We start from the raw sequence: 21,316 nt of genomic DNA on the forward strand, positions 1-21,316 counted from the left end.
ATAGAGCCAATCGTGCGATAGTGGCCCCATGAATCGCACGCTGGCTCCCGAACGCCTCGCCACCCTGGTCGGCGAGTTCAACCGCTCCCCCGCCTACCGCGGGCTGTGCCAGGCCCTGCAGGAACTGATTGGCGACGGCCGCATTCCCTTGGGCACCCGCCTGCCCAGCGAGCGAGCGGTCACCCTCGCGCTGGGTGTCTCGCGCAATACCGTCACCCGCGCCTACGCCGATCTGATCGCCGCCGGTTTCGCCACCGCCCGACAGGGCGCCGGCACCTTCGCCACGGTGCCGGTGGATCGACGGCGCGCGCACGATCACGCCCTGCACGCGCTGGGCACGAACCCGGCCATCGAAGGCGCCATCGATCTGAACTGCGCCGCCGGCGCCGCCACGCCGGGCGTCGCCGCCGCGTACGAACGCGCCCTCGCCGCGTTGCCTTCGTATCTGTGCAGCGACGGTTACCTGCCCTCGGGGCTGCCCGGCCTGCAGGCGATGATCGCCGAGTCGTATGCGCGGCGCGGCCTGCCGACGGCGCCGGAACAGATCGTCATCACCAGCGGCGCGCTGTCGGCGCTGGCCATCACCGCGCGTGCGCTGTCGCGTCCGGGGGATCGGGTGATGCTCGAATCACCGGTGTATTCCAACGCCATCGAAGCGCTGCGGCTGGGCGGCGGCAAGCTGATCAGTTCGCCCCTGGCCGATCCGCTGGGCGAGCAGGGCTGGGATCTGGACGGCATCGAGGCCACCCTGCGACAGACCTCGCTGCATCTGGCCTACCTGATTCCCGATTTCCAGAATCCCACCGGCTTCCTGATGGACGACGCCACGCGCGCGCGCTACGCCGCCGCGCTGCGCGACGCCCGCACCACCGCCATCGTCGACGAAACCCTGCAAGCTACCGCGCTGTCCGACGCGCCGATGCCCGCGCCCTTCGCCGCGCTTGCCACCGACGCCATCACCCTGGGCAGCGCGTCCAAGATGTTCTGGGGCGGCCTGCGCGTGGGCTGGATCCGCGCGCCACGTCCGCTGATCCGCCGCCTGATCAACGCCCGCGTGCAGTTCGATCTCGGCAGCTCGCTGTTCGATCAACTGGTCGTCGCCGAACTGCTGGCCCAACCGGACATCCTCGCCAATCGCCGCGAACTACTGCGCCAGCGCCGCGACGCCCTGATCGCCGCGCTGCGCGAACACCTGCCCGACTGGCGCTTCCGCCAGCCCGAAGGCGGCCTGACCCTGTGGGTGCACCTGCCCCACGGCAGCGCCACCCGCCTGTGCGCCGACATGGAACGCAGCGGCATCCACCTCGCCCCCGGCCCGGTCTTCAGCGTGGAAGGCGGCGCCGACGGCTGGCTGCGGATTCCGTATGCCAAGCCGGAGGAAGAACTGGTGCGGGCGGTGAAGGAGGTGGCGAAGACGTGGGCGGTGGCGCCGAGGGAGACACACGGCAGGCATGAGGTGTCACGGCGGTTGATTGCGTGATGCTGCTGCGGGGCGCCACTTCATTTCCATGCGGCAAGAGCAAATCCCCCTCAATCCCCCTTTTACAAAGGGGGAAGCAAAGCAGACTCCTACGTGGCTGCGGGATCACGGAGGAAAGCAAGCCCTGATAGCCCCCTTTGAAAAAGGGGGCGGGCGCCTGCACCGCAGGCGACGGGGGATTTGCTTTTGGCGATGCAGCTGAAAATCTACGTAGCCCGCCCCACCCCATAAGTCCACAGCGGCCGATATGCGCCCCGATGCCACCACGCCAGCAACAGCAGCCAGGCGAAGTGGAAGGTCCCCCAAGGTGCATTGTCGTTGAGCAAAAGATGGAACAGGAAGATGCCGGCCACCAGCGGAAACAGCACCACGATACCCAGCGGCGCGGTGCGCCGGATCAGCAGGAGCAATCCACCCACCAGGCAGGTGGCGGCAATCAGCGGATCGACGATCCCGCTGGCGCTCAGCGCCAGGGTCAGCGTCCGCGCGGGGGGCGTTTCCTCAGGTACGACCCACGGCTTTCCCAGCATCCAGTGGATGAACCACGAACCGCCCACATACACGTAGAACAAACCGAACAGCCAGCGCATTACCGCCATTACCTTGCCCATGCCTGTCTCCATGTCCGCCGTTGAAACGGGGGTTATCGATTCCGTCTACGTCGTCGACGATGGCTACCGGCCAGTGCTGGGGCGTATTGCCGACCACGATGGAAGAGGCAGCGGGAACCTGTCAGTGATCCATCCAGCTGTAAACCAGCTGCCGTTCCCGATCCCACATCACCCAGCGTCTGCCCGGACAGGCATGGATCTCGCTTGTTCCTTCGCTCACTCGTTTCCAAGCGTCCCTGGCGAATTGTGGAAATCGCGGCATGACTCGCGTGTAGGACAGGACCGGAGCGGCTGGGCTCGCGCATTCATCCGGATTCTTCCAACGATCTGATTTCAGGCGGTCTTATAGACGAAACTCCGGTCCGGTCGCCGGCAGATAGGAAGACCCGTTTGCGCGTGTTCTTTTGCCATTGATTTCGGCGAGCAGTCTGCTGCGCTTTGTTGCGGCAAGAGCAAATCCCCCTCGGTCCCCCTTCTTCGAAGGGGGAGGCAAAGCGGATTCCCGCTTATCGACAGGACTCAGGAAGCAGCCCTGATAGCCCCCTTTTGCAAAGGGGGCGGGCGCCTGCGCAGCAGGCGACGGGGGATTTGCTCTTGGCGATGCAGCTGGAAATCCGGCCAATCGCCACGAGCAGGAGACGACTCGAATCGAGCCGGAGATGAAGATACCGACCCCGGCGGAAACAGCACCACGACGCCGGGCAGCGCGGTGCACCGATGACCCGACATCCCGGGATGTCGGATCGGGCACCTTGCGCAGGGGTGCCGGTGTTGGCGAACGCCTCTTGGCTCAGTGCTTGGTATCGGGATTCGGCGGAGGCATCCAGGCCATCCGATCGAGGACGTGCTGGGCCTGCGCGGCGAACGCATCGAAGCTGGCGTGCCAGGCCTTGATCGGGATGTGCGGATCCTTGTCTTCTTCCACCGCCATGCACGCCAGGCTCAGGTGGCTCATCAGGCGGAGCTGGCCTTGCAGGGAAAGCAGGCGCAGGTAGCCCTCGTCGGTCAACAGGTAGCCGGAACGGCGATCGGGGGGCGGTTGGGTCTTGCTCATGCGGGTACTCCTTTTCCGTGTGAAAACCCGTCTGCGGAGGTGCAGACGGGTGTCGGGAGGTTAGGAAAGCCGCGTAGTGTCGGCGGGCGTATTCCCTCTTGCGAGGTCTTGTATTAGCCGCCCTCCCGACGTGGAACTACAAAACGTCGGAAGTACCGATGATGCTGGTACGAAAGAGCCATCCACGTTTCCGTGATGACCTCGCACTACGCTGGAGTTCCTACACTCCGGGAATGGAGTCTGCTGAGTGTGGCGCGTCGATTCAATAGATCCGGATTCAATGTTAGTCGTTGAACTCGCATGTCATTCCTGGCGAAAAATTCGATAGGCAGCCTCCTTCGTGAGGCCTCATCGGTGATACCCGCCTCGCTGAACACCTGCACTCGATCATGGCGTCGCCGTTTCACCTCCGGCATTGAAAAGATGCCACATCGGAAGCACTTTCCGGACAAACAAGGCCCACTGTCCGACACGCTTCGTGGGAAGATTCCCGCCATGACCCAGGCCGACCCACATGCCGATCCCCGCTGGCAGCGCACCCATCAGGATCTGCTGGTCGCGTTCCTTTCACTGGTAATCGGCCGGCGTTATCACGACATCCGGATTGCCGACGTGCTGGCGCGTTCCGGGGTCAGCCGCTCGACCTTCTACGAGCATTTCCGCAACAAGGACGAACTGCTGTCGGCAAGCCTGGAGGAACCTTTCCGGACCCTGGCCGGCTTGATCACGGATGACACCGACGCCGCGCGCGTCCGCATGATGCTGGATCACTTCTGGACCAATCGCGCATTGGCCCCCAGCCTGTTCCAGGGACCGGCGCTGCGGGTCGTCCGCAGCGCATTGGTCACGCAAGTGGAAGCGGCACTCGACCGCGGGGAGTTTCGACTGCGCATCCCGGCGCGGCTGGCGGCGTATTCACTGGCCGACGGCATGTTCTCGCCCATCACGGCCTGGTTGTTGGGCGAGTCCACATGCGGCACCCAGGATCTGGCGATTGCATTGCAACGGACCACGGCTGCAATGGTGCGGGCATTGCGGACGGATTCCCTCCCATCCGGCGACACGGAGTAGACCCATGAAGATGCAACGCCTGATTCCCATGCTGCCGGTCCGCGATATGCCGGCCAGCGTGGAGTTCTACGGAAAGCTCGGCTTCGCGGTGGAAAACCGCAATGACGAATGGCGCTGGGCCATGCTGGCCTTCGACGAATGCCGGCTGATGGTGGACGAATCCATCAACATGCCGCCGGATGCGCCGCGCACGTCGGTGATCTACCTCTATCCCGACGATATCTTTGCTTACCACCGCGAAGTGCGCCGGCGCGGCGTGGTGGTGCCTTCGATCAGCCATCCGTTCTACGGCATGAGCGAGTTCCGGATTGAGGATCCGGATGGCAACCGGTTGTGGATTGGGCAGAAGGGGTAAGAGCAGGAGAAGTCCTGGACCTGGGTACGCCGGTATAAAACGATTGCCAACGCGATCCCCCACCAATCCCAGTCAACGCTGACATAAGAGCGCTATTGGAAAGCCAGTAATCCTGACAGAATCAGTCCAGCGGCTAGCGAAGACCAGGCAACGATCTGCAGCCAATCCCCTCCACGCAAGATCGCCAGATCGTCGAATGTCAGTGTCAGCGCCCAAGGTTTGCCGGATCGTGCTCTGGCGCGGTCGATAATCCTGCCAGGGATCACAACGAATATCGTCATGCCCGCGAGACATAAGCCAACCCGCTCTGGTTGCCCCACGATCCATAAGACGACTCCGGCACCAAGCCAGAGTATGAGAAGAGGAAAAATCCTGAGCATCTTGGTCATAGCTTGCCCCCTCAACTGATATCTGTGAACGGCACAAAGATCGCGTTTTCTTCGTGACCAGTAAAACAAGGGCCGCTTTCGCGGCCCTTGTTTCAATCACTCCACCGTCACCGATTTCGCCAGGTTTCTCGGCTTGTCCACGTCCGTTCCTCGCGCCAGCGCGGTGTGGTATGCCAGCAACTGGACAGGGATGGTGTGCACCACCGGACTGAGCACGCCGGTGTGGCGCGGGGTGCGGATGACGTGCACGCCTTCGGATTCGGTGAAGTTGCTGTCCTGGTCGGCGAACACGAACAGTTCGCCGCCGCGCGCGCGGACTTCCTGCATGTTGGATTTGACCTTCTCCAGCAGGGTGTCGTTGGGGGCGATGACGACGACCGGCATGTCGGCGTCGACCAGCGCCAGCGGGCCGTGCTTGAGTTCGCCGGCCGGATACGCCTCGGCGTGGATGTAGGAGATTTCCTTGAGCTTGAGCGCGCCTTCCAGGGCGATGGGGTAATGCAGGCCGCGGCCGAGGAACAGCGCGTCGGACTTGGGCGCGAAGCGTTCGGCCCAGGCGGCGATCTGCGGTTCCAGGTTGAGCGCGTGCTGCACGCTGCCGGGCAGGTGGCGCAGCTGCTCCAGGTAGTCGGCTTCCTGTTCCGGAGTGACCTTGCCGTGCAGTTTGCCCAGCACCACGGTGAGCTGGAACAGCGCGGCCAGCTGGGTGGTGAAGGCCTTGGTGGAGGCCACGCCGATTTCCGCGCCGGCGCGGGTGTAGCAGACCAGTTCGCTGGCGCGCGGGATGGCGCTCTCGGGCACGTTGCAGATGGACAGGCTGTGCTGGTGGCCCAGCGACTTGGCGTACTTCAGCGCTTCCATCGTGTCCAGCGTTTCGCCGGACTGGGAGATGGTGACGATGAGGTGCTTCGGATTGGCGTAGGCGGCGCGGTAGCGGTACTCGCTGGCGATTTCCACGCTGCACGGCAGGCCGGCGATGGATTCGATCCAGTAGCGCGCGGTCATGCCGGCGTAGTAGCTGGTGCCGCAGGCGAGGATCTGCACGCCCTCGATGTCCTTGAGCACGGCCTCGGCGTTGGCGCCGAAGAGCGTGGGCAGGAAGCCGCCGTCGATGACCGCCTCGATGGTGTCGGCGATGGCGCGCGGCTGCTCGTGGATTTCCTTCTGCATGAAGTGGCGGTACGGGCCCAGTTCCAGCGAGGCCAGCGACACGTCGGAGACGTGCACGTCGCGCTCGATGGGCTGGTCGTTGCCGTCGAACACGCGCACGGCCTGGCGGGTGACTTCGGCGGTGTCGCCTTCTTCCAGGAAGATCACCCGGCGGGTGGCCTGGATGATCGCCGACACGTCCGAGGCGATGAAGTTCTCGCCCTCGCCCAGGCCGATCAGCAGCGGGCAGCCCATGCGGGCGCAGACCATGCGCTCGGGTTCCTTGCGGCTGACCACGGCCAGCGCATAGGCGCCGGTGAGTTCCTTGACCGTGCGCTGCAACGCGGTGAGCAGGTCATCGCCACCCTTGAGGTGGTGGTGCATCAGGTGGGCGATGACTTCGGTATCGGTCTGCGACTCGAATTCGTAGCCCAGCGCGCGCAGCTTCTCGCGCTGTTCCTCGTGGTTCTCGATGATGCCGTTGTGCACCAGCGCCACGCCGTGACTGATGTGCGGATGGGCGTTGGCCTCGGTGACCCCGCCGTGGGTGGCCCAGCGGGTATGGCCGATGCCCAGGCTGGCGTTGAAGCCCTCGGCGGCGGCGGCGTTCTCCATCTCCGACACCCGGCCGGTGCGGCGGACGCGGCGCACATCCTTCTGCTCGACCACGGCGATGCCGGCGGAGTCGTAGCCGCGGTATTCCAGCCGCTTCAGTCCTTCGATGAGTACCGGTACCACGTCGCGATCGGCGATCGCTCCCACAATCCCGCACATAGCGTTTTGTCCACCTGAGTCAAAGCGAGTCCCGATTGTAATGGGGGTGGACAGAACGGACAGTGTCCGCGCCGGTGTCCGCGGACACCCGGACACCGCTCCGACGCCCCTCCCCCCCTTTCAAATCAAACAGTTGCGATTGGCACGCATCCTGCTTTGACGGGGCGTCTTCCCAATAAACGCATGCCATCGATGATTCGGGACACCTCCGCGCAAGATCGCCCCCTGAGTGCCGGCCCCACCGCCACCGCCGCCGCGCCCTGGAAGCGCTGGCTGCTGCCGGCCGCCGGCGGCCTGGCCCTGCTGCTGGTCATCGGCTTCGCCGTGCGCGGCTGGGTGGGCGGCAGCCGGTCGTTCGATGGCGCGCGGGTGCGTATCGCCGAGGTCAAGCGCGGCGATCTGGTGCGCGACATCTCCGCCGACGGCCGCCTCATCGCCTCCAACAGTCCCACCCTGTACGCCATTGCCGGCGGCGTGGTGACCCTGAAGGTGGTGGCCGGCGACAAGGTCACCAAGGGCCAGGTGCTGGCCGAAATCGACAGCCCGGAACTGCGCAGCAAGCTGGCGCAGGAACAGGCGGCCCTGGCCGGCCTGGAAGCCGAAGCCAGCCGCGCCACCCTGGACGCGGCGGTGACCCGCGCCAACGCGCAGAAGGCGCTGGACCAGGCCGACATCGATCGCCAGGCCGCCCAGCGCGATCTGGAGCGCTACGAGCGCGGCTTCAACGGCGGCGCCGTACCGCAGATCGACGTGGCCAAGGCCAAGGACGATCTACGCAAGACCGAGATCGCCATGGATCACGCGCGCAAGGATGTGAACCTGCAGGGCCAGGGCGCCAGCCTGGATGCGCGCAACAAGCAGTTGATGGCCGAGCGCCAGCGTTCCATCGTGGCCGAGGTGCAGCGCCAGGTCGATGCGCTGACCCTGCGCTCGCCGTTCGATGGCCAGGTCGGTCAGGTGCAGGCGGTGCAGCGTTCCAACGTGGCGATCAACGCGCCGGTGATGAGCGTGGTGGACCTGTCCAAGTTCGAAGTGGAGATCAAGGTACCGGAAAGCTTCGCCCGCGATCTGGCGATCGGCATGCCGGCCCAGCTGACCAGCAACGGCCAGCCGTATCCGGGCGAGATCTCGGCGGTGTCGCCGGAAGTGGTGAACGGCGAAGTCAATGCGCGCATCCGCTTCAGCGACAAGCAGCCGCCGGGCCTGCGCCAGAGCCAGCGCCTGAGCGCGCGCATCCTGATGGACACCCGCCGCAACGTGCTGATGGTCGAGCGCGGTCCGTTCGTCGAACAGTCCGGCGGCCGCTACGCCTACGTGATGGACGGCAACTCGGCGGTGCGCCGCCCGGTGCAGATCGGCGTGAGCAGCCTGAGCGCGGTGGAGATCGTCAGCGGCCTGCAGCCGGGCGACAAGGTCGTGGTGTCCGGCAGCGACCAGTTCGGCGATGCCGAGCGGGTCTCGATCAACTGATTCATCGACTCACCGTCTTCCCGTTTTCGTACCCGCCATTCCGTATTTCCCGTATTCCCAGACTTCCATGCTACGCACACACCAGAAGGACTTCGCCATGCTCGAGATGCGTTCGGTTTCCAAGGTCTACCGCACTTCCCAGGTGGAGACGCACGCGCTGCGCTCCCTCGACCTGCATGTCCGCGAGGGCGAGTTCGTTGCGGTGACCGGGCCGTCGGGCTCGGGCAAGACCACCTTCCTCAACATCGCCGGTCTGCTGGAAACCTTCACCGGTGGCCAGTACACCCTGGACGGCCAGGACGTGAGCGGGTTGTCGGATGACGCGCGCAGCAAGCTGCGCAACCAGAAGATCGGCTTCATCTTCCAGAGCTTCAACCTGATTCCGGATCTGAACCTGTTCGACAACGTCGACGTGCCGCTGCGCTACCGCGGCATGAGCGCTTCCGAGCGCAAGCAGCGCATCGAGGACGCGCTGACCCGCGTCGGCCTGGGCTCGCGCATGAAGCACTACCCGTCCGAACTGTCCGGCGGCCAGCAGCAGCGCGCGGCGATCGCGCGTGCCCTGGCCGGCACGCCCAAGCTGCTGCTGGCGGACGAACCGACCGGCAACCTGGACTCGCAGATGGCCCGTGGGGTGATGGAGCTGCTGGAGGAGATCAACAGCCAGGGCACCACCATCATCATGGTGACCCACGATCCGGAGCTGGCCGCGCGCGCGCAGCGCAACGTGCACATCGTCGACGGCGCCGCCACCGACCTGACCACCGAGCCGCGCCTGATTTCCACGGTGGGCCTGGATGTCAATCTCGCTCCCGCCCAGGCCTGAGGAACTGACCATGTTCGGTTACTACTTCCAGCTTGCCCTGCGCAGCTTCAGGCGCAACAAGGTGCTGACCGCGCTGATGGTGCTGGCCATCGCGCTGGGCATCGGCGCCAGCATGACTACCCTGACCGTGTTCTACATCCTGTCCGGCGATCCGATGCCGGGCCGCAGCCACACCCTGTTCTACCCGCAGATGGATCCGCAAAGCATGGACGGCTACACCGCTGGCGAAGAGCCGGAGGAGCAGGTGACGCGTTTCGACGCCGAGGCGCTGCTGCGCGAGAAGAAGGGCGATCGCCAGGCGCTGATGACCGGCGGCGGCGTCAGCATCGAGCCGGAGAAACAGGGCCTGTCCCCGTTCGTGGTGGACGCGCGCTACACCTCGGCCGATTTCTTCCCGATGTTCGACGCACCGTTCGCGCAGGGAACGCCCTGGAGCGCACGCGAGGACGATACCCAGGCGCGCGTGGCGGTGATCTCCCAGAAACTCAACGAAAAGCTGTTCGACGGCGGCAACAGCGTGGGCAAGTCGATCCGCATCGACCAGAACGAGTTCCGCGTGATCGGCGTGCTGGAGGACTGGCGCCCCACCCCGCGCTTCTATGATCTGAACAGCGATCGCTACGGCGAGGTGGAGCAGGTGTTCCTGCCGTTCTCCACCGCGGTGAACATGAAGTTCGGCCGCAACGGCTCGATGAACTGCTGGGGCGACAGCCAGGGCGACGAGACCGGCGTCAATGCGCCCTGCACGTGGATGCAGTACTGGGTGCAGTTGGATACGCCGGAAAAGGTGGAAGCCTACCGCCAGTACCTGGTGAACTACTCCGACCAGCAGCGCCGCGCCGGCCGTTTCGAGCGGCCAACCAACGTGCGCCTGCGCAACGTGATGGAGTGGCTGGACTACAAGAAAGTCGTGCCCAGCGACGTGCGCCTGCAGACCTGGCTGGCATTCGGCTTCCTGCTGGTCTGCCTGATCAACACGGTGGGCCTGCTGCTGGCCAAGTTCATGCGCCGCTCCAGCGAAATCGGCGTGCGCCGCGCCCTGGGCGCCTCCAAGGGGGCGATCTTCACCCAGGCGCTGGTGGAGGCCGGCACCATCGGCCTGGCCGGCGGCGTGCTCGGACTGGGACTTGCCCTGCTGGGCCTGTGGGCGGTGCGCCAGCAGCCGGCCAGCTACGCCGAACTGGCGCACCTGGACCCGGTGATGCTGCTGACCACGTTCGGCCTGGCGATCCTGGCCAGCGTGCTGGCGGGCTTGCTGCCCGCCTGGCGTGCCTGCCAGGTGACCCCGGCCATCCAGCTCAAAACCCAATGATCCAGTCGCCGCTCCGGCCGATGGACGCGCGGTAGCTCTCTCTCCCGCACGCCTCGGCCGGAACGGCAACTCTCCCGGAGCACACCTCATGGATATCCGCCCCATCTTCACCGCGCTGCGCCGGCACAAGACCGCCGCCGCACTGATCGTCATCGAGGTCGCGCTGAGCTGCGCGATCATCTGCAACGCCCTGTTCCTGATCAACGGACGACTGGAGCGCATGGACCGCATCAGCGGCCTGGCCGAGAAGGAAATCGTGCGCGTCCAGCTGGCCGGCATCGGCCGCGACGAGAATGCCGAAGCACTCACCAAGGCCGATCTGGCGGCATTGCGCGCCCTGCCCGGCGTGAAGGCCGCTTCGGTGACCAACCAGGTGGCGTTCAACAACAGTTCCTGGAACAGCGGCGTCCGCCTGAACCAGCAGCAGACCCATCAGAATCTGAACGCCACCGTCTACATGGCGGACGATCAGTTCCTCGATACCCTCGGCCTGAACCTGGTGGCCGGGCGCAAGTTCAACAGCGATGAATTCCTCGAATGGGAAACGTTGAACAAGCCCGACACCCCCGGCACCATCCCGGCGGCGATCATCACCCGCAGCATGGCCAACGCGCTCTATCCGGATGGCAGCGCACTGGGCAAGACGTTCTACAGCTGGGGCGATGAACCCATCAAGATCATCGGTATCGTCGAACACCTGGTGCGGCCAAGCGAACAGGGCGGACCGACCGCGTACGAGTACTCGATGATGTTTCCGATCCGGGTGCCCTTCAACATGGGCGGCCATTTCCTGATCCGCACCGATCCCGAGCGCCGCGCCGAGGTGCTGAAGGCTGCGGTGGACGTGCTGCAGAAGAACAGCCCCAACCGGATCATCCTGGAGCAGGACACCATCGAGGAGATGCGGAACGACTTCTACCGGCAGGACCGCTCGATGGCCTGGCTGCTGGTGGCGGTGTGCGTGGCGCTGCTGATCGTGACCGCGCTGGGCATCGTCGGCCTGGCCAGCTTCTGGGTGCAGCAGCGTTCCAAGCAGATCGGCGTGCGCCGGGCGCTGGGCGCGACCCGCCGGCAGATCCTGCGCTACTTCCAGACCGAGAACTTCCTGCTGGCTTCACTGGGCATCGTCATCGGCATGGCGCTGGCCTACGGCATCAACCAGGTGCTGATGGGCAAGTACGAGCTGGCGCGTTTGCCGCTGTACTACCTGCCGGTGGGCGCGGTGCTGCTGTGGCTGCTGGGCCAGATTTCGGTGCTTGGCCCGGCCATGCGCGCGGCATCGGTGCCGCCGGCGGTGGCGACCCGCAGCGCTTGATCGGCCCGCCTGCCGCCCTCCGACTCCCCGCCCGATGGCGGGGAGTCTTCTTCCGCCGGGTGAACCATGGACCTTCGTTCCCTGTTTCGGATCCCGATCCTGCTGTGCCGGCACCGCGGCCTGGCCACGCTGCTGGTGCTGGAGGTCGCGGTTGGTTTCTTGCTGCTGTACCTCGCCTGGCAGGCACACTCGGCCTGGCAGCATGCGCGGACCGCACCCAGCGGAGTTTCCGAAGCCTCGTTGCTGGTCGTTCCGCCAATGGGCCGCGCGGCCACCGTCGTGGACGTGCCCGCGCTGATGCAGGCGCTGCGCGCCCTGCCCGGCGTCGAGGCCGCGGTCGCGACCAACCAGGTTCCGTACGCGCGCAACTCGTGGAACGCCGCCGTGGGCGACCGCCCGCCGGTCGGCCGTGATCGGATCGCCAGCATCTACATGGGCGGCGCGGACATGCCCCGCGCGCTTGGCCTGGACATCGCCGCCGGCCGCGACTTGCTCGCTTCGGAAGATCAGGTCATGACGCCAGACGCCGGCGACGGCAGCGCGCTGCCCGCGCTGGTCACCCGTTCGCTGGCCGAGGATCTGTATCCGGGCGGACCGGTGCTGGGCCGGCCGGTGAGTGGCCTGCAGCGACCGGCGCGGATTGTCGGCGTCGTCGACCGCGCGCCGCTGCCGCTGGGCAGTCGCGGTCACGCTTCGCCGGGCGCGGCGCTCTTCCTGCCGTTGCGTCCAGGCGATGCATCGTGGGCGCATCTGCTGATCCGCACCGCACCGGAACAACGCGACGCGGTGGCGCAGCGGGTCCATGCCTTGCTCGTCGCGAGCTTCCCCGAACGACCGGTCGCCATGCCGTTGCGGATGGACGAGATGCGCCTGGATACCCTGCACGCGGAGCGTCGCTGGATGTGGACGACACTCGCCTGCGCGGCCGGCTGGTGGCTGCTGACGCTGCTGAGCCTGGGCGTGGCCGGACAGTTGTGGGTGCAGCAGAGCACCCTGCGGATCAGCCTGCATCGGGCGGTCGGCGCGACCGCGCGGCAGATCCGGCTGGCCGTGCGCTGGGAGCATTTCCTGATCACCCTGGCGGGTATCGGCCTGGGCGCCATCGCCGCGCGCGCACTGTTCCACCGCCTGCCCGCGCCGTGGACGCTGGAGCCGGCCTCGCCACTGTGGCTGGCCGGTGCGGCACTGGTGATCGTGGCGGTGGCGCAACTCGCCGCGACCTGGCCCGCGCGCCGCGCCGCCGACGTCGCGCCGGAGCGCGTGACGCGCAAGCCCTGGGTTAGGCTATAGGCATGCCCATCATCCTCGTCATCGACGACAACCGCGCCGTCAGCACCGCGCTGGAAGTCCTGTTTTCCCTGCACGACATCACCACCCTGCACGCCGAATCGCCGGAGGCCGGCCTGGCCACGCTGCGACAGGAGCCGGTAGACCTGGTCATCCAGGACATGAATTTCTCCGCCGACACCACTTCCGGCGCGGAAGGCGAAGCGCTGTTCGCCGAAATCCGCGCGCAGCATCCGGATCTGCCGGTGATCCTGCTGACCGCATGGACCCACCTGGAAGCGGCGGTGAACCTGATCCGCGCCGGTGCGGTGGACTACATCGCCAAGCCCTGGGATGACCGCAAGCTGCTGGCGACGGTCAACAACCTGGTCGAGCTGTCCGAGGCGCGCAGCGAACTGGATCGCCGGCGCAGCCGCGAGCGCCAGAGCCGCGGGCAACTGGCCGCCCGCTACGATCTGCGCGGACTGGTGTTCGAGGATCCCGCCAGCGAGCGCATGATCGCGCTGGCCTGCCAGGTGGCGCGTTCGGATCTGCCGGTGCTGATCACCGGGCCCAACGGCAGCGGCAAGGAAAAGATCGCCGAGATCATCCAGGCCAATTCCAGCGTGAAGGCCGGACCGTTCGTGACCCTCAACTGCGGCGCGCTGCCTTCCGAATTGATCGAAGCCGAGCTGTTCGGTGCCGAGGCCGGTGCCTACACTGGCGCCAACAAGGCGCGCGAAGGCAAGTTCGAGGCCGCCGATGGCGGCACCCTGTTCCTCGATGAAATCGGCAACCTGCCGCTGGCCGGGCAGATGAAGCTGTTGCGGGTACTGGAGACCGGCCGCTTCGAGCGCCTGGGTTCCAACCGCGAGCGACGAGTGACGGTGCGGGTGATCAGCGCGACCAACGCCGACCTGCCGGCGATGATTCGCGAGGGCACGTTCCGCGAGGATCTGTACTACCGGCTCAACGCGATCGAACTGAACCTGCCGCCGCTGGCCGAACGGCCCGGCGACATCCTGCCGTTGGCCGAACACTTCCGCCCGGCCGACAAGCCGATCGGCGAATCGGCCCGCGCGGCACTGGTGCGACACGGCTGGCCGGGCAACGTGCGCGAACTGCGCAACGTGATGCAGCGCGCCGGCCTGCTGGCCCAGGGCGCGCGCATCGAAGCGGCGGATCTCAACCTGCCCCGTTCGGCGCCGGTGCGCAGCGTTCCGTCCGACGAACCGGACAAGGCGGCGCTTGAAAACGCGCTGTCGCGTGCCGGCGGTGTGATCGCGCAGGCCGCCGCCGAACTGGGCCTGAGCCGGCAGGCGCTGTACCGGCGCATGGACCGCTACGGCATCCCGCGCGAATGACCCGTCGCTCGCTCGCCGGTCGCCTGTTGCTGTGGCTGCTGCCTTCGATGGCGGTGGCGATCGGGCTGCCGCTGCTGCTGCACCGCTGGCTGGACGACGACCGGCTGGCGTTCCTGTTGTCGGCGCTGATCGTGCTGCCGCTGGTCATGCTGGCCGTGCGGCGAGCGCTGGCGCCGATGAATTCGCTGTTCCGTGCCTTGTCCGGCAGCGTGAACAGTTATCGCGACGGCGAGTACAACTTCGGCATCCATTGGGACAGCCCGGACGAACTCGGCGCGCTGGTGGCCTCCCACAGCGAACTGGGCGACGTGCTGCGCGAACAGCGCCAGAGCCTGGTGCAGCGCGAACTGCTGCTGGACACCATGGTGCAGAACACACCGGTGGCGATGCTGCTGCTGGCCACGGGCGGCGATGGCGTGCGCCGGGTCGTGTTCGCCAACGTCGCCGCGCGCAAGCTGTTGCATGGCGGCTGGAAACTGGAGGGGCAGAATTTCGACCTGCTGCTGGAAAGCGCGCCGGTGGAAATGCGCGAGGCATTGTCGCGCGGCGGCGACAGCCTGTTCGCGGTGGCCCAGGCCGACAGCGAGGAAGAGGAACAGGTCTACCACCTGGCGCGCCGCTACTTCCGCCTCAATGGCCGTCGCCACGAACTGCTGCTGCTGCGCCTGCTGACCAGCGAACTGCGCCGGCAGGAAGTGATGACCTGGAAGAAGGTCATCCGCGTGATCAGTCACGAACTCAACAATTCGCTGGCGCCCATCGCCTCGCTGGCCCACTCGGGCAGCGAGCTGATCCGACGCGGCCGCCATGACCGGCTGGAGGAGATCTTCGCGACCATCGAGGATCGCGCCCGCCATCTGGAAGGCTTCATCCGCGGCTACGCGCGTTTCGCCAAACTGCCGCAACCACAACTGCAGACAATCCATTGGAACACCTGGCTGGAAGGCCTGCGTCGGCAGATCACCTTCCAGCTGGAAATGCCCGCGGACGATCTGAGCAGCCGCATCGATCCGGCCCAGTTGGAACAGGCCCTGCTCAACCTGCTGAAAAATGCCCACGAATCGGGTTCCAGCGTGGACGGCGTTGCGATGAAGGTCACCCGCCTGCCGGACTGGATCCGCCTGGAAGTGATGGATCGCGGCAGCGGCATGAATGATGCCGTGCTGCAGAACGCGCTGGTGCCGTTCTACTCGACCAAGCGCAACGGCACCGGCCTGGGCCTGGCGCTGACCCGCGAAATCGTCGAGGCCCACGGCGGCCGCCTGTCCCTGCACAATCGCGAAGGCGGCGGCCTGTGCGTGGCGATCCAGCTGCCGGAAAATCCGAGTGCCTGACAACAGATTTGCCTTGTAGGAGCGACGTAAGTCGCGACCGCTTCGGCGCAGATCACCGCATGCCCACTGAGTGCCGTTTCCTGTCCCAGAGCCTGTTGCAGGTGTCTTTCGTTTCAAGAGGTCGCGACTTACGTCGCTCCTACAAGAAGGAATCGCATGCCGGGCATGCCCGGCTCCACCTCAGGATTTCTTCTTGGGGCGCTGCCAGCCGTCGATGCTGGCCTGACGACCTCGGGCCACGGTGAGCTGATCTGCCGGCGCGTTCTTGGTGATCACCGATCCCGCGCCGATGGTCGCATTGCGACCCAACGTCACCGGCGCCACCAGCGAGGAATTGGAACCGACGAACACGCCGTCCTCGATGGTGGTGGTGAACTTGTTGACGCCGTCATAATTGCAGGTGATGGTGCCCGCGCCGATGTTGACGCCGGCGCCGATGACGGCATCGCCGAGATAGGTGAGGTGGTTGGCCTTGCTGCCCAGGCCCAGGGTGATCTTCTTGGTCTCGACGAAGTTGCCGATGTGCACGCTGTCGGCCAGCACGGTGCCGGGACGCAGGCGCGCATACGGGCCAATCTGGGCCTTGTCGCCGCAGACCACGCCTTCCAGGTCGCAGTGGGCACGCACCACGGTGCCGGCGCCCAGCTTGACGTCCTTCAGGCGTGTGAACGCGCCGATGCGCACGCCATCACCCAGTTCGACTTCGCCTTCCAGGATCACGTCCACGTCGATTTCGACATCACGCCCCACCTTCACGGTACCTCGCTGATCGAAGCGCGACGGATCCAGCATGCGCGCACCCTGCGTGCACAGCGCGCGCGCGGCGCGCAACTGGTACGCGCGTTCCAACTGCGACAACTGCCAGGGATCGTTGGCGCCCTCGGCTTCGATCGGATCTGCCACCAGCACCATCTCGGCCGGGCTGAACTCGCCCGCGGCCGAAGCGAAGATGTCGGTCAGGTAGTACTCGCCCTGGACGTTGTGGTTGGACAGCGCCGACAGCCAGCGCCGCAGCGCGGTGGATTCGGCGGCGATGATGCCGGTGTTGATGGTGCGGATGCGCCGCTGTTCGTCGCTGGCGTCCTTGTGCTCGACGATGGCGGCGACCCGGCCCTCGGCATCGCGCACGATACGCCCGTAGCCGCTCGGATCCTCCGGTTCGGCCACCAGCACGGCGACCCGGCCGGGCGCGGCCAGCAGGCGTTGCAGGGTCTCGGCCTGGGTCAGCGGCACGTCGCCGTACAGCACCAGCACGCTGGCGGCATCCGGCACCTGCGGCATGGCCTGGGCCACCGCATGGCCGGTCCCCAATTGCTGGGCCTGGTGCGCCCATTGCAGATCCGGCTGATCGGCGAACGCCGCCTGCACCTGATCGCCGCCATGTCCATACACCACGTGGATGCCGGCCGGCGCCAGCGCCCGCGCCGCCTCAATGACATGGGCAAGCATCGGCCGCCCGGCAATCGGCTGCAGCACCTTCGGCAGCGCCGACTTCATGCGCTTGCCTTCGCCGGCGGCCAGGATGATGACGTGCAGAGGGTGACTCATCTAACTCTCCTTGCGGACACGCCGGGGTTTTCCGGACGTGCTGATAGCATAGGCGAACTATCGCCTTGTTCTGTATAGGGATGTATGCAAGCTGTCGTTCAACGGATGGAGCGCGTCCTGCTCTGGCTGGGTCCCGCGGTCGTGCTGGCGGGTCTGGTATTGCATCGTCTGTGGGAGCAATGGCCGTCCGGCCGGTTGGGTGACCTGCTGGTACTCGGGCTGGCGGCATGGGGATTCGCCTGGCTGATCGCACGTATCTGGCGTCGGCCACAGGCCACGGGCGCCGCCCTGTTCTGGTTGCTCCTGCTGCTGGTCTTCGCCGGCCCCATCCCGGTACTGGCAACCTGCCTTCTGGCGCTGGCGGCCATCGCGCTTGGCGGCTTCCTGTTTGCTCAGGGGCCACTGGCGTTGCAGGGTCTGCTGGGTGTTCTGTTGCTGGCGGGCGCGGCGGGCTGGCTGCTGCCTTGGCCGGTGCATCGGGGCTGGGTCTATCTGTTGCTGTGTGCCGTCCTGGTCGGATGGCGCTGGCGTTCACTGACACAAGCGCTAAGGGCGGCCGCGGCAAGTTGGAATGACTCGGTCGTGGCGACCCCGCGCCTCGCTGCGTTCTGTGTCATCGTGATCGGACTGGCCGCGGTCAGTTGCTGGCTGCCGAGCATGCAGTACGACGACCTGGCCTATCACCTGCGCTTGCCTTGGCAGTTGCAGGAACAGGGCTTCTACTCGCCGGCGCCGCAGTATCAGGTCTGGGCACTGGCGCCCTGGCTGTCCGACGTGGTGCAGTCGATGGCGCAATTGATGGCGCACGCCGAAGCGCGCGGCGCGGTCAATGCAGGGTGGTTGCTGGCGCTCGGATGCGGGTTGTGGCGACTGAGCCAGCATCTCGGCGGATCCGTGACCGCTCGCTGGCTGGCCGTCGCCACCGCCATGTGCCTGCCGCTGACGACGGCACTGGCCGGCGGCATGCAGACCGAACTGCCGTCCGCCGCCGCGCTGGTCTGGCTGTTTGCACTGGTAGCCGGGCCCCGCGACGGCAGTTTCCGCTTCTGGTTGACGCTTGCGGTGCTGGCGGGCGGACTGATGGCAATCAAGACGACCTCCGGCGCGATGGCGGCCATCCCCGTGTTGTGGGCACTGTTCCGCCATCCCTGGCCCTCCATACCGCGGATCCTCTTGGTCCTGCTCGTCGGTACGGCGATTGCCGGATCCAGCTATGCCTACGCTCAGATACAGGCCGGCAACCCGGTACTTCCGCTGTTCAATGCCTGGTTCAAGTCGCCGTACTACGCCCCCACGAACTTCTTCGATGCCCGCTGGCAGACCGGTTTTGGAGCAGATCTGTTCTGGAACATGAGCTTCGATACGGACCGATACGTCGAGGCCTATGACGGTGGCGGCGGTTTCCTGCTCATTGCACTCGCCGGCCCCTGGCTGCTCGCGCTGTTGCATCGGAATACCCGAATCGCCACGCTCGCCGCGACCGCGGTGCTGCTGTTGCCTTTGATTCCGCTTCAGTATCTTCGGTATGCCTATCCTGGCCTGGTCCTGTTATCCGCAATCCTTGCCACCACTGCCTTTCCGGTCGACGCACGCCGTGCGGCGTGGCTGCTGATAGGCCTTTGCGTGCTCCACCTGGCCTTCCAGGCAAACAGCCACTGGATGCTGCGCTACGGGGCGATCAAGCAGACCGTGAAGGCCGGTGGACGCGATACGGCATTGCTCGAGCGATATGCACCCGAACGGTTGTTGGCTGAGCGAATCCGGCACGTTGGCGGTCCAACCGGCAACGTGCTGGTACTCGATACATCGCAGGCATTCTTTGCCGAATTCGGCACCCGCGGACGCACGGTCAGCTGGTATTCGCCACCGCTGTCTGCCGCCGCCGCAAATGCCGCGCAGGATCCGACCGGCCGGGCCTGGGTGGAACTGCTGCGACGCGAGAACATCAGCGACGTGATCCTGAACGACGAGACGGTGACGCCCGCCCAAAGAGCTGCACTGCAAATCAGCGGTGCCACCCGGCGCGCCGTCTTCGAGAAACGTGAATGGTGGACGCTCCCGCCCGGGACCCGGCCATGACCCTGGCGCGGCAGACCCGGCTGTTCCTGCTGATGGGGTTCCTCCAATGGATCCTGGACTGGTTGGTCACGGTCGGGCTGAGCCATGCCGGCGTTACCCTGGAGATCGCCAACGTTTGCGGGCGAATCGCCGGCGCATTGTTCGGCTTCTGGTTGAACGGCACCATCACTTTCTCCGCGGAGCGCCCGCTGGGCCGCAGGCACCTGCTGCGATTCCTGATCGTGTGGGTCGCGCTGACCTTCGTCAGTACCTGGGCCGTCGGGCACGTTGGTCGCACCATCGGCCTGGAGATGGCCTGGCTGGCGAAGCCCGTCGTGGAAGCCACCCTGGCCGTCGCCAGCTTCTTCATCTCACGCTACTGGATCTATCGCTGAGCCATGACTCCTGACTGCCGCATCGCCGTCGTCATCCCCAGTTTCCTCGTCCGCGATCAGATATTGCAGGTCATCGCCGGAATCGGCCAGGAGGTCGGCTGGATCTACGTCGTGGATGACGCCTGTCCGGAACAGACCGGTGCCTGGGTGCGCGAGCGCTGCAGGGATCCGCGAGTCGTCGTCGTCACCCATGCGCACAACCAGGGCGTTGGCGGCGCCACCCTGACCGGCTATCGCCATGCCATCGCCAGCGGTGCCGACGCGGTGGTCAAGCTCGACGGGGACGGACAGATGGATCCCGCGCTGATCCTGCGCATCGCCGGCCCGCTGCTGGCGGGACAGGCCGACTATGCCAAGGGCAACCGCTTCCATCGGCTCGCCTTCACTCGCGGAATGCCATGGTTGCGCCTGGCGGGCAATGCGTTGCTTTCCTTCATGACCAAGCTTTCCAGTGGCTATTGGCAAATCACCGATCCCACCAACGGGTTCACCGCCATCCGCCGCGAACTCCTCGCGGAGCTTGAACTGGAACGCATTACCCGCCGCTATTTCTTCGAATCAGACCTGCTTTACCACCTCAACCAGCTCCGTGCGGTCGTGGTCGATGTGCCGATGCAGGCGCGCTACGAAGGCGAACCCAGCAGCCTGCGTCCATTGGGTGTGATCGGTCCGTTCTTGCGCGGCCATCTGCACAACACGATGCGGCGCGTCGGATACAGCTATCTGCTGCGGGGATTTTCGGTCGCGAGCATCGAGCTTGGCCTGGGGGCCCTGCTGTTGCTGGCAGGCACCGTGTTCGGCCTGTGGCAATGGATGGCATCCAGCGACAGTGGCGTGCCTGCCACCGCCGGTACCGTGATGCTGGCGGCGCTGCCGGTCATCGTCGGCGTGCAGATGCTGTTGTCGTGGCTCAATTTCGACGTCGCGGCCGAGCCGCGGCTGCCGGTGCACGCCTTGCTGGGCGACCGCCAGTCATCGCAAAGCGACAACGGGTCGACGGAAAAGAAAAACGCCGGCTGAGGCCGGCGTTCTCCAGTCACCGCAGGAAGCGGGTTCCGCGGTTCAGTGCTTCAGGTTCTTGCGCAGGCGCTCCAGCGCGCTCAGCTGGGCGATGCTCATGGCCAGCTGGGCCTGGGCTTCCTCGGCGCTCATCTTCGGATCCTTGTTGGCCAGGACGCGCTCGGCTTCTTCCTTGACCTTGCGGACCGAGGCTTCGTCGATGTCCTGCGCGCGGATCGCGGTGTCGGCCAGCACGGTGACGACCTGCGGCTGCACTTCCAGGATGCCGCCGGAGATGGCGAAGTCCAGATGCTCGCCGTTCGGCAGGGTCACCACCACCTTGCCCGGCTTCAGGCGGGTGATCAGCGGCGCGTGCTTGGGCGCGATGCCCAGTTCGCCGAGCTCGCCGGTGGCGACGACCAGGGTGGCTTCACCGTGGAAGATTTCCTGCTCGGCGCTGACGATGTCGCAACGGATGGTGCTCATGATTCCTCGCTGTCGCGGGGCGGGAATGGGGAATGGGGAATCGGGAATGGACAAGCCGAT

The 21,316-nt window shown here is 66.0% G+C and carries 19 protein-coding genes; 13 read left to right on the forward strand and 6 right to left on the reverse strand.

Annotated features, from left to right (window positions below; genetic code table 11):
• Positions 1-28: 28 nt before the first annotated feature.
• Entirely contained in the window at positions 29-1,480 is a 1,452-nt protein-coding gene (gene yczR, locus ACTJI2_RS07770) for a MocR-like transcription factor YczR (RefSeq protein ID WP_440841642.1), read from the forward strand.
• A gap of 206 nt (positions 1,481-1,686) precedes the next feature.
• Here the strand turns inward: yczR and ACTJI2_RS07775 are convergent, their stop codons facing one another.
• Both ACTJI2_RS07775 and ACTJI2_RS07780 read right to left on the reverse strand, forming a co-directional pair.
• Positions 1,687-2,091 (reverse strand): hypothetical protein, encoded by a 405-nt coding sequence (locus ACTJI2_RS07775; RefSeq protein WP_440841643.1) that lies wholly within the window; start codon positions 2,089-2,091, stop codon positions 1,687-1,689.
• Positions 2,092-2,881: 790 nt separating this feature from the next.
• Positions 2,882-3,145, reverse strand: a complete 264-nt coding sequence (locus tag ACTJI2_RS07780) for an XAC0095 family protein (protein ID WP_183640777.1) — start codon at positions 3,143-3,145, stop codon at positions 2,882-2,884.
• Between the two features lie 495 nt (positions 3,146-3,640).
• Between ACTJI2_RS07780 and ACTJI2_RS07785 the strand changes: the two genes are divergently transcribed.
• Together ACTJI2_RS07785 and ACTJI2_RS07790 are read left to right on the forward strand one after the other, a co-directional pair.
• On the forward strand, positions 3,641-4,216 hold the full coding sequence (locus ACTJI2_RS07785; protein WP_440841644.1) for a TetR/AcrR family transcriptional regulator: 576 nt from the start codon (positions 3,641-3,643) through the stop codon (positions 4,214-4,216).
• A 4-nt stretch (positions 4,217-4,220) separates the two neighbouring features.
• On the forward strand, positions 4,221-4,571 hold the full coding sequence (locus ACTJI2_RS07790) for a VOC family protein (RefSeq protein ID WP_249889482.1): 351 nt from the start codon (positions 4,221-4,223) through the stop codon (positions 4,569-4,571).
• Between the two features lie 92 nt (positions 4,572-4,663).
• Here the strand turns inward: ACTJI2_RS07790 and ACTJI2_RS07795 are convergent, their stop codons facing one another.
• Together ACTJI2_RS07795 and glmS are read right to left on the reverse strand one after the other, a co-directional pair.
• Positions 4,664-4,960 carry a hypothetical protein gene (locus ACTJI2_RS07795; protein WP_440841645.1) on the reverse strand — a complete coding sequence of 99 codons (297 nt, stop codon included), beginning with the start codon at positions 4,958-4,960 and terminating at the stop codon, positions 4,664-4,666.
• A gap of 96 nt (positions 4,961-5,056) precedes the next feature.
• The gene (gene glmS / locus ACTJI2_RS07800) at positions 5,057-6,883 is read right to left on the reverse strand and encodes a glutamine--fructose-6-phosphate transaminase (isomerizing) (protein WP_183640774.1); all 1,827 of its coding nucleotides are present in this window, start codon (positions 6,881-6,883) and stop codon (positions 5,057-5,059) included.
• 192 nt (positions 6,884-7,075) lie between these two features.
• On the opposite strand from glmS, the gene ACTJI2_RS07805 reads away from it, so the two are divergent.
• The 7 genes from ACTJI2_RS07805 to ACTJI2_RS07835 all read left to right on the forward strand — a co-directional run bounded on the left by ACTJI2_RS07805 (position 7,076) and on the right by ACTJI2_RS07835 (position 15,770).
• Positions 7,076-8,353: an efflux RND transporter periplasmic adaptor subunit gene (locus tag ACTJI2_RS07805; protein ID WP_183641403.1), complete on the forward strand. Its 1,278-nt coding sequence runs from the start codon at positions 7,076-7,078 to the stop codon at positions 8,351-8,353.
• Between the two features lie 97 nt (positions 8,354-8,450).
• Positions 8,451-9,179, forward strand: a complete 729-nt coding sequence (locus tag ACTJI2_RS07810) for an ABC transporter ATP-binding protein (protein ID WP_225562498.1) — start codon at positions 8,451-8,453, stop codon at positions 9,177-9,179.
• A 10-nt stretch (positions 9,180-9,189) separates the two neighbouring features.
• The gene (locus ACTJI2_RS07815; RefSeq protein WP_183640773.1) at positions 9,190-10,491 is read left to right on the forward strand and encodes an ABC transporter permease; all 1,302 of its coding nucleotides are present in this window, start codon (positions 9,190-9,192) and stop codon (positions 10,489-10,491) included.
• An 88-nt stretch (positions 10,492-10,579) separates the two neighbouring features.
• The gene (locus ACTJI2_RS07820; RefSeq protein WP_440841647.1) at positions 10,580-11,806 is read left to right on the forward strand and encodes an ABC transporter permease; all 1,227 of its coding nucleotides are present in this window, start codon (positions 10,580-10,582) and stop codon (positions 11,804-11,806) included.
• Positions 11,807-11,872: 66 nt separating this feature from the next.
• The gene (locus ACTJI2_RS07825) at positions 11,873-13,096 is read left to right on the forward strand and encodes an ABC transporter permease (RefSeq protein ID WP_440841648.1); all 1,224 of its coding nucleotides are present in this window, start codon (positions 11,873-11,875) and stop codon (positions 13,094-13,096) included.
• 2 nt (positions 13,097-13,098) lie between these two features.
• Positions 13,099-14,436, forward strand: coding sequence for a sigma-54-dependent transcriptional regulator (locus tag ACTJI2_RS07830; protein WP_440841649.1), 1,338 nt, complete (start codon positions 13,099-13,101; stop codon positions 14,434-14,436).
• Positions 14,433-15,770, forward strand: a complete 1,338-nt coding sequence (locus ACTJI2_RS07835) for a sensor histidine kinase (RefSeq protein WP_440841650.1) — start codon at positions 14,433-14,435, stop codon at positions 15,768-15,770. The genes ACTJI2_RS07830 and ACTJI2_RS07835 overlap by 4 nt, the downstream gene beginning before the upstream one ends.
• 180 nt (positions 15,771-15,950) lie before the next feature.
• Here ACTJI2_RS07835 and glmU read toward each other — a convergent pair whose 3' ends face one another.
• The gene (gene glmU / locus ACTJI2_RS07840; protein WP_440841652.1) at positions 15,951-17,318 is read right to left on the reverse strand and encodes a bifunctional UDP-N-acetylglucosamine diphosphorylase/glucosamine-1-phosphate N-acetyltransferase GlmU; all 1,368 of its coding nucleotides are present in this window, start codon (positions 17,316-17,318) and stop codon (positions 15,951-15,953) included.
• Positions 17,319-17,402: 84 nt separating this feature from the next.
• On the opposite strand from glmU, the gene ACTJI2_RS07845 reads away from it, so the two are divergent.
• The 3 genes from ACTJI2_RS07845 to ACTJI2_RS07855 are packed head-to-tail and all read left to right on the forward strand — an operon-like array spanning position 17,403 to position 20,791.
• Complete coding sequence (locus ACTJI2_RS07845; RefSeq protein WP_440841654.1) at positions 17,403-19,397, forward strand: hypothetical protein; 1,995 nt, start codon at positions 17,403-17,405, stop codon at positions 19,395-19,397.
• Positions 19,394-19,771, forward strand: coding sequence for a GtrA family protein (locus ACTJI2_RS07850; protein WP_440841656.1), 378 nt, complete (start codon positions 19,394-19,396; stop codon positions 19,769-19,771). Before ACTJI2_RS07845 ends, ACTJI2_RS07850 begins: the two co-directional genes overlap by 4 nt.
• A 3-nt stretch (positions 19,772-19,774) precedes the next feature.
• Entirely contained in the window at positions 19,775-20,791 is a 1,017-nt protein-coding gene (locus ACTJI2_RS07855) for a glycosyltransferase family 2 protein (protein ID WP_440841657.1), read from the forward strand.
• Positions 20,792-20,833: 42 nt separating this feature from the next.
• Here the strand turns inward: ACTJI2_RS07855 and ACTJI2_RS07860 are convergent, their stop codons facing one another.
• Positions 20,834-21,256, reverse strand: a complete 423-nt coding sequence (locus ACTJI2_RS07860; RefSeq protein WP_183640762.1) for a F0F1 ATP synthase subunit epsilon — start codon at positions 21,254-21,256, stop codon at positions 20,834-20,836.
• Positions 21,257-21,316 lie beyond the last annotated feature (60 nt).

The sequence above is a fragment of the Pseudoxanthomonas sp. 22568 genome, assembly GCF_052044485.1.
GTDB classification, from domain to species: Bacteria; Pseudomonadota; Gammaproteobacteria; order Xanthomonadales; family Xanthomonadaceae; genus Pseudoxanthomonas_A; species Pseudoxanthomonas_A beigongshangi.

Excerpts from the sequence above, each read along its gene's own strand:
- ACTJI2_RS07795 (WP_440841645.1), bottom strand. The coding sequence starts at position 4,960 with ATGACCAAGATGCTCAGGATTTTTCCTCTTCTCATACTCTGGCTTGGT.
- ACTJI2_RS07860 (WP_183640762.1), bottom strand. The coding sequence starts at position 21,256 with ATGAGCACCATCCGTTGCGACATCGTCAGCGCCGAGCAGGAAATCTTC.
- ACTJI2_RS07825 (WP_440841648.1), top strand. The coding sequence starts at position 11,873 with ATGGACCTTCGTTCCCTGTTTCGGATCCCGATCCTGCTGTGCCGGCAC.
- ACTJI2_RS07850 (WP_440841656.1), top strand. The coding sequence starts at position 19,394 with ATGACCCTGGCGCGGCAGACCCGGCTGTTCCTGCTGATGGGGTTCCTC.
- yczR (WP_440841642.1), top strand. The coding sequence starts at position 29 with ATGAATCGCACGCTGGCTCCCGAACGCCTCGCCACCCTGGTCGGCGAG.
- ACTJI2_RS07845 (WP_440841654.1), top strand. The coding sequence starts at position 17,403 with ATGCAAGCTGTCGTTCAACGGATGGAGCGCGTCCTGCTCTGGCTGGGT.
- ACTJI2_RS07835 (WP_440841650.1), top strand. The coding sequence starts at position 14,433 with ATGACCCGTCGCTCGCTCGCCGGTCGCCTGTTGCTGTGGCTGCTGCCT.
- glmS (WP_183640774.1), bottom strand. The coding sequence starts at position 6,883 with ATGTGCGGGATTGTGGGAGCGATCGCCGATCGCGACGTGGTACCGGTA.
- ACTJI2_RS07805 (WP_183641403.1), top strand. The coding sequence starts at position 7,076 with ATGATTCGGGACACCTCCGCGCAAGATCGCCCCCTGAGTGCCGGCCCC.
- ACTJI2_RS07830 (WP_440841649.1), top strand. The coding sequence starts at position 13,099 with ATGCCCATCATCCTCGTCATCGACGACAACCGCGCCGTCAGCACCGCG.
- glmU (WP_440841652.1), bottom strand. The coding sequence starts at position 17,318 with ATGAGTCACCCTCTGCACGTCATCATCCTGGCCGCCGGCGAAGGCAAG.
- ACTJI2_RS07780 (WP_183640777.1), bottom strand. The coding sequence starts at position 3,145 with ATGAGCAAGACCCAACCGCCCCCCGATCGCCGTTCCGGCTACCTGTTG.
- ACTJI2_RS07785 (WP_440841644.1), top strand. The coding sequence starts at position 3,641 with ATGACCCAGGCCGACCCACATGCCGATCCCCGCTGGCAGCGCACCCAT.
- ACTJI2_RS07810 (WP_225562498.1), top strand. The coding sequence starts at position 8,451 with ATGCTCGAGATGCGTTCGGTTTCCAAGGTCTACCGCACTTCCCAGGTG.
- ACTJI2_RS07815 (WP_183640773.1), top strand. The coding sequence starts at position 9,190 with ATGTTCGGTTACTACTTCCAGCTTGCCCTGCGCAGCTTCAGGCGCAAC.
- ACTJI2_RS07820 (WP_440841647.1), top strand. The coding sequence starts at position 10,580 with ATGGATATCCGCCCCATCTTCACCGCGCTGCGCCGGCACAAGACCGCC.
- ACTJI2_RS07855 (WP_440841657.1), top strand. The coding sequence starts at position 19,775 with ATGACTCCTGACTGCCGCATCGCCGTCGTCATCCCCAGTTTCCTCGTC.
- ACTJI2_RS07790 (WP_249889482.1), top strand. The coding sequence starts at position 4,221 with ATGAAGATGCAACGCCTGATTCCCATGCTGCCGGTCCGCGATATGCCG.
- ACTJI2_RS07775 (WP_440841643.1), bottom strand. The coding sequence starts at position 2,091 with ATGGGCAAGGTAATGGCGGTAATGCGCTGGCTGTTCGGTTTGTTCTAC.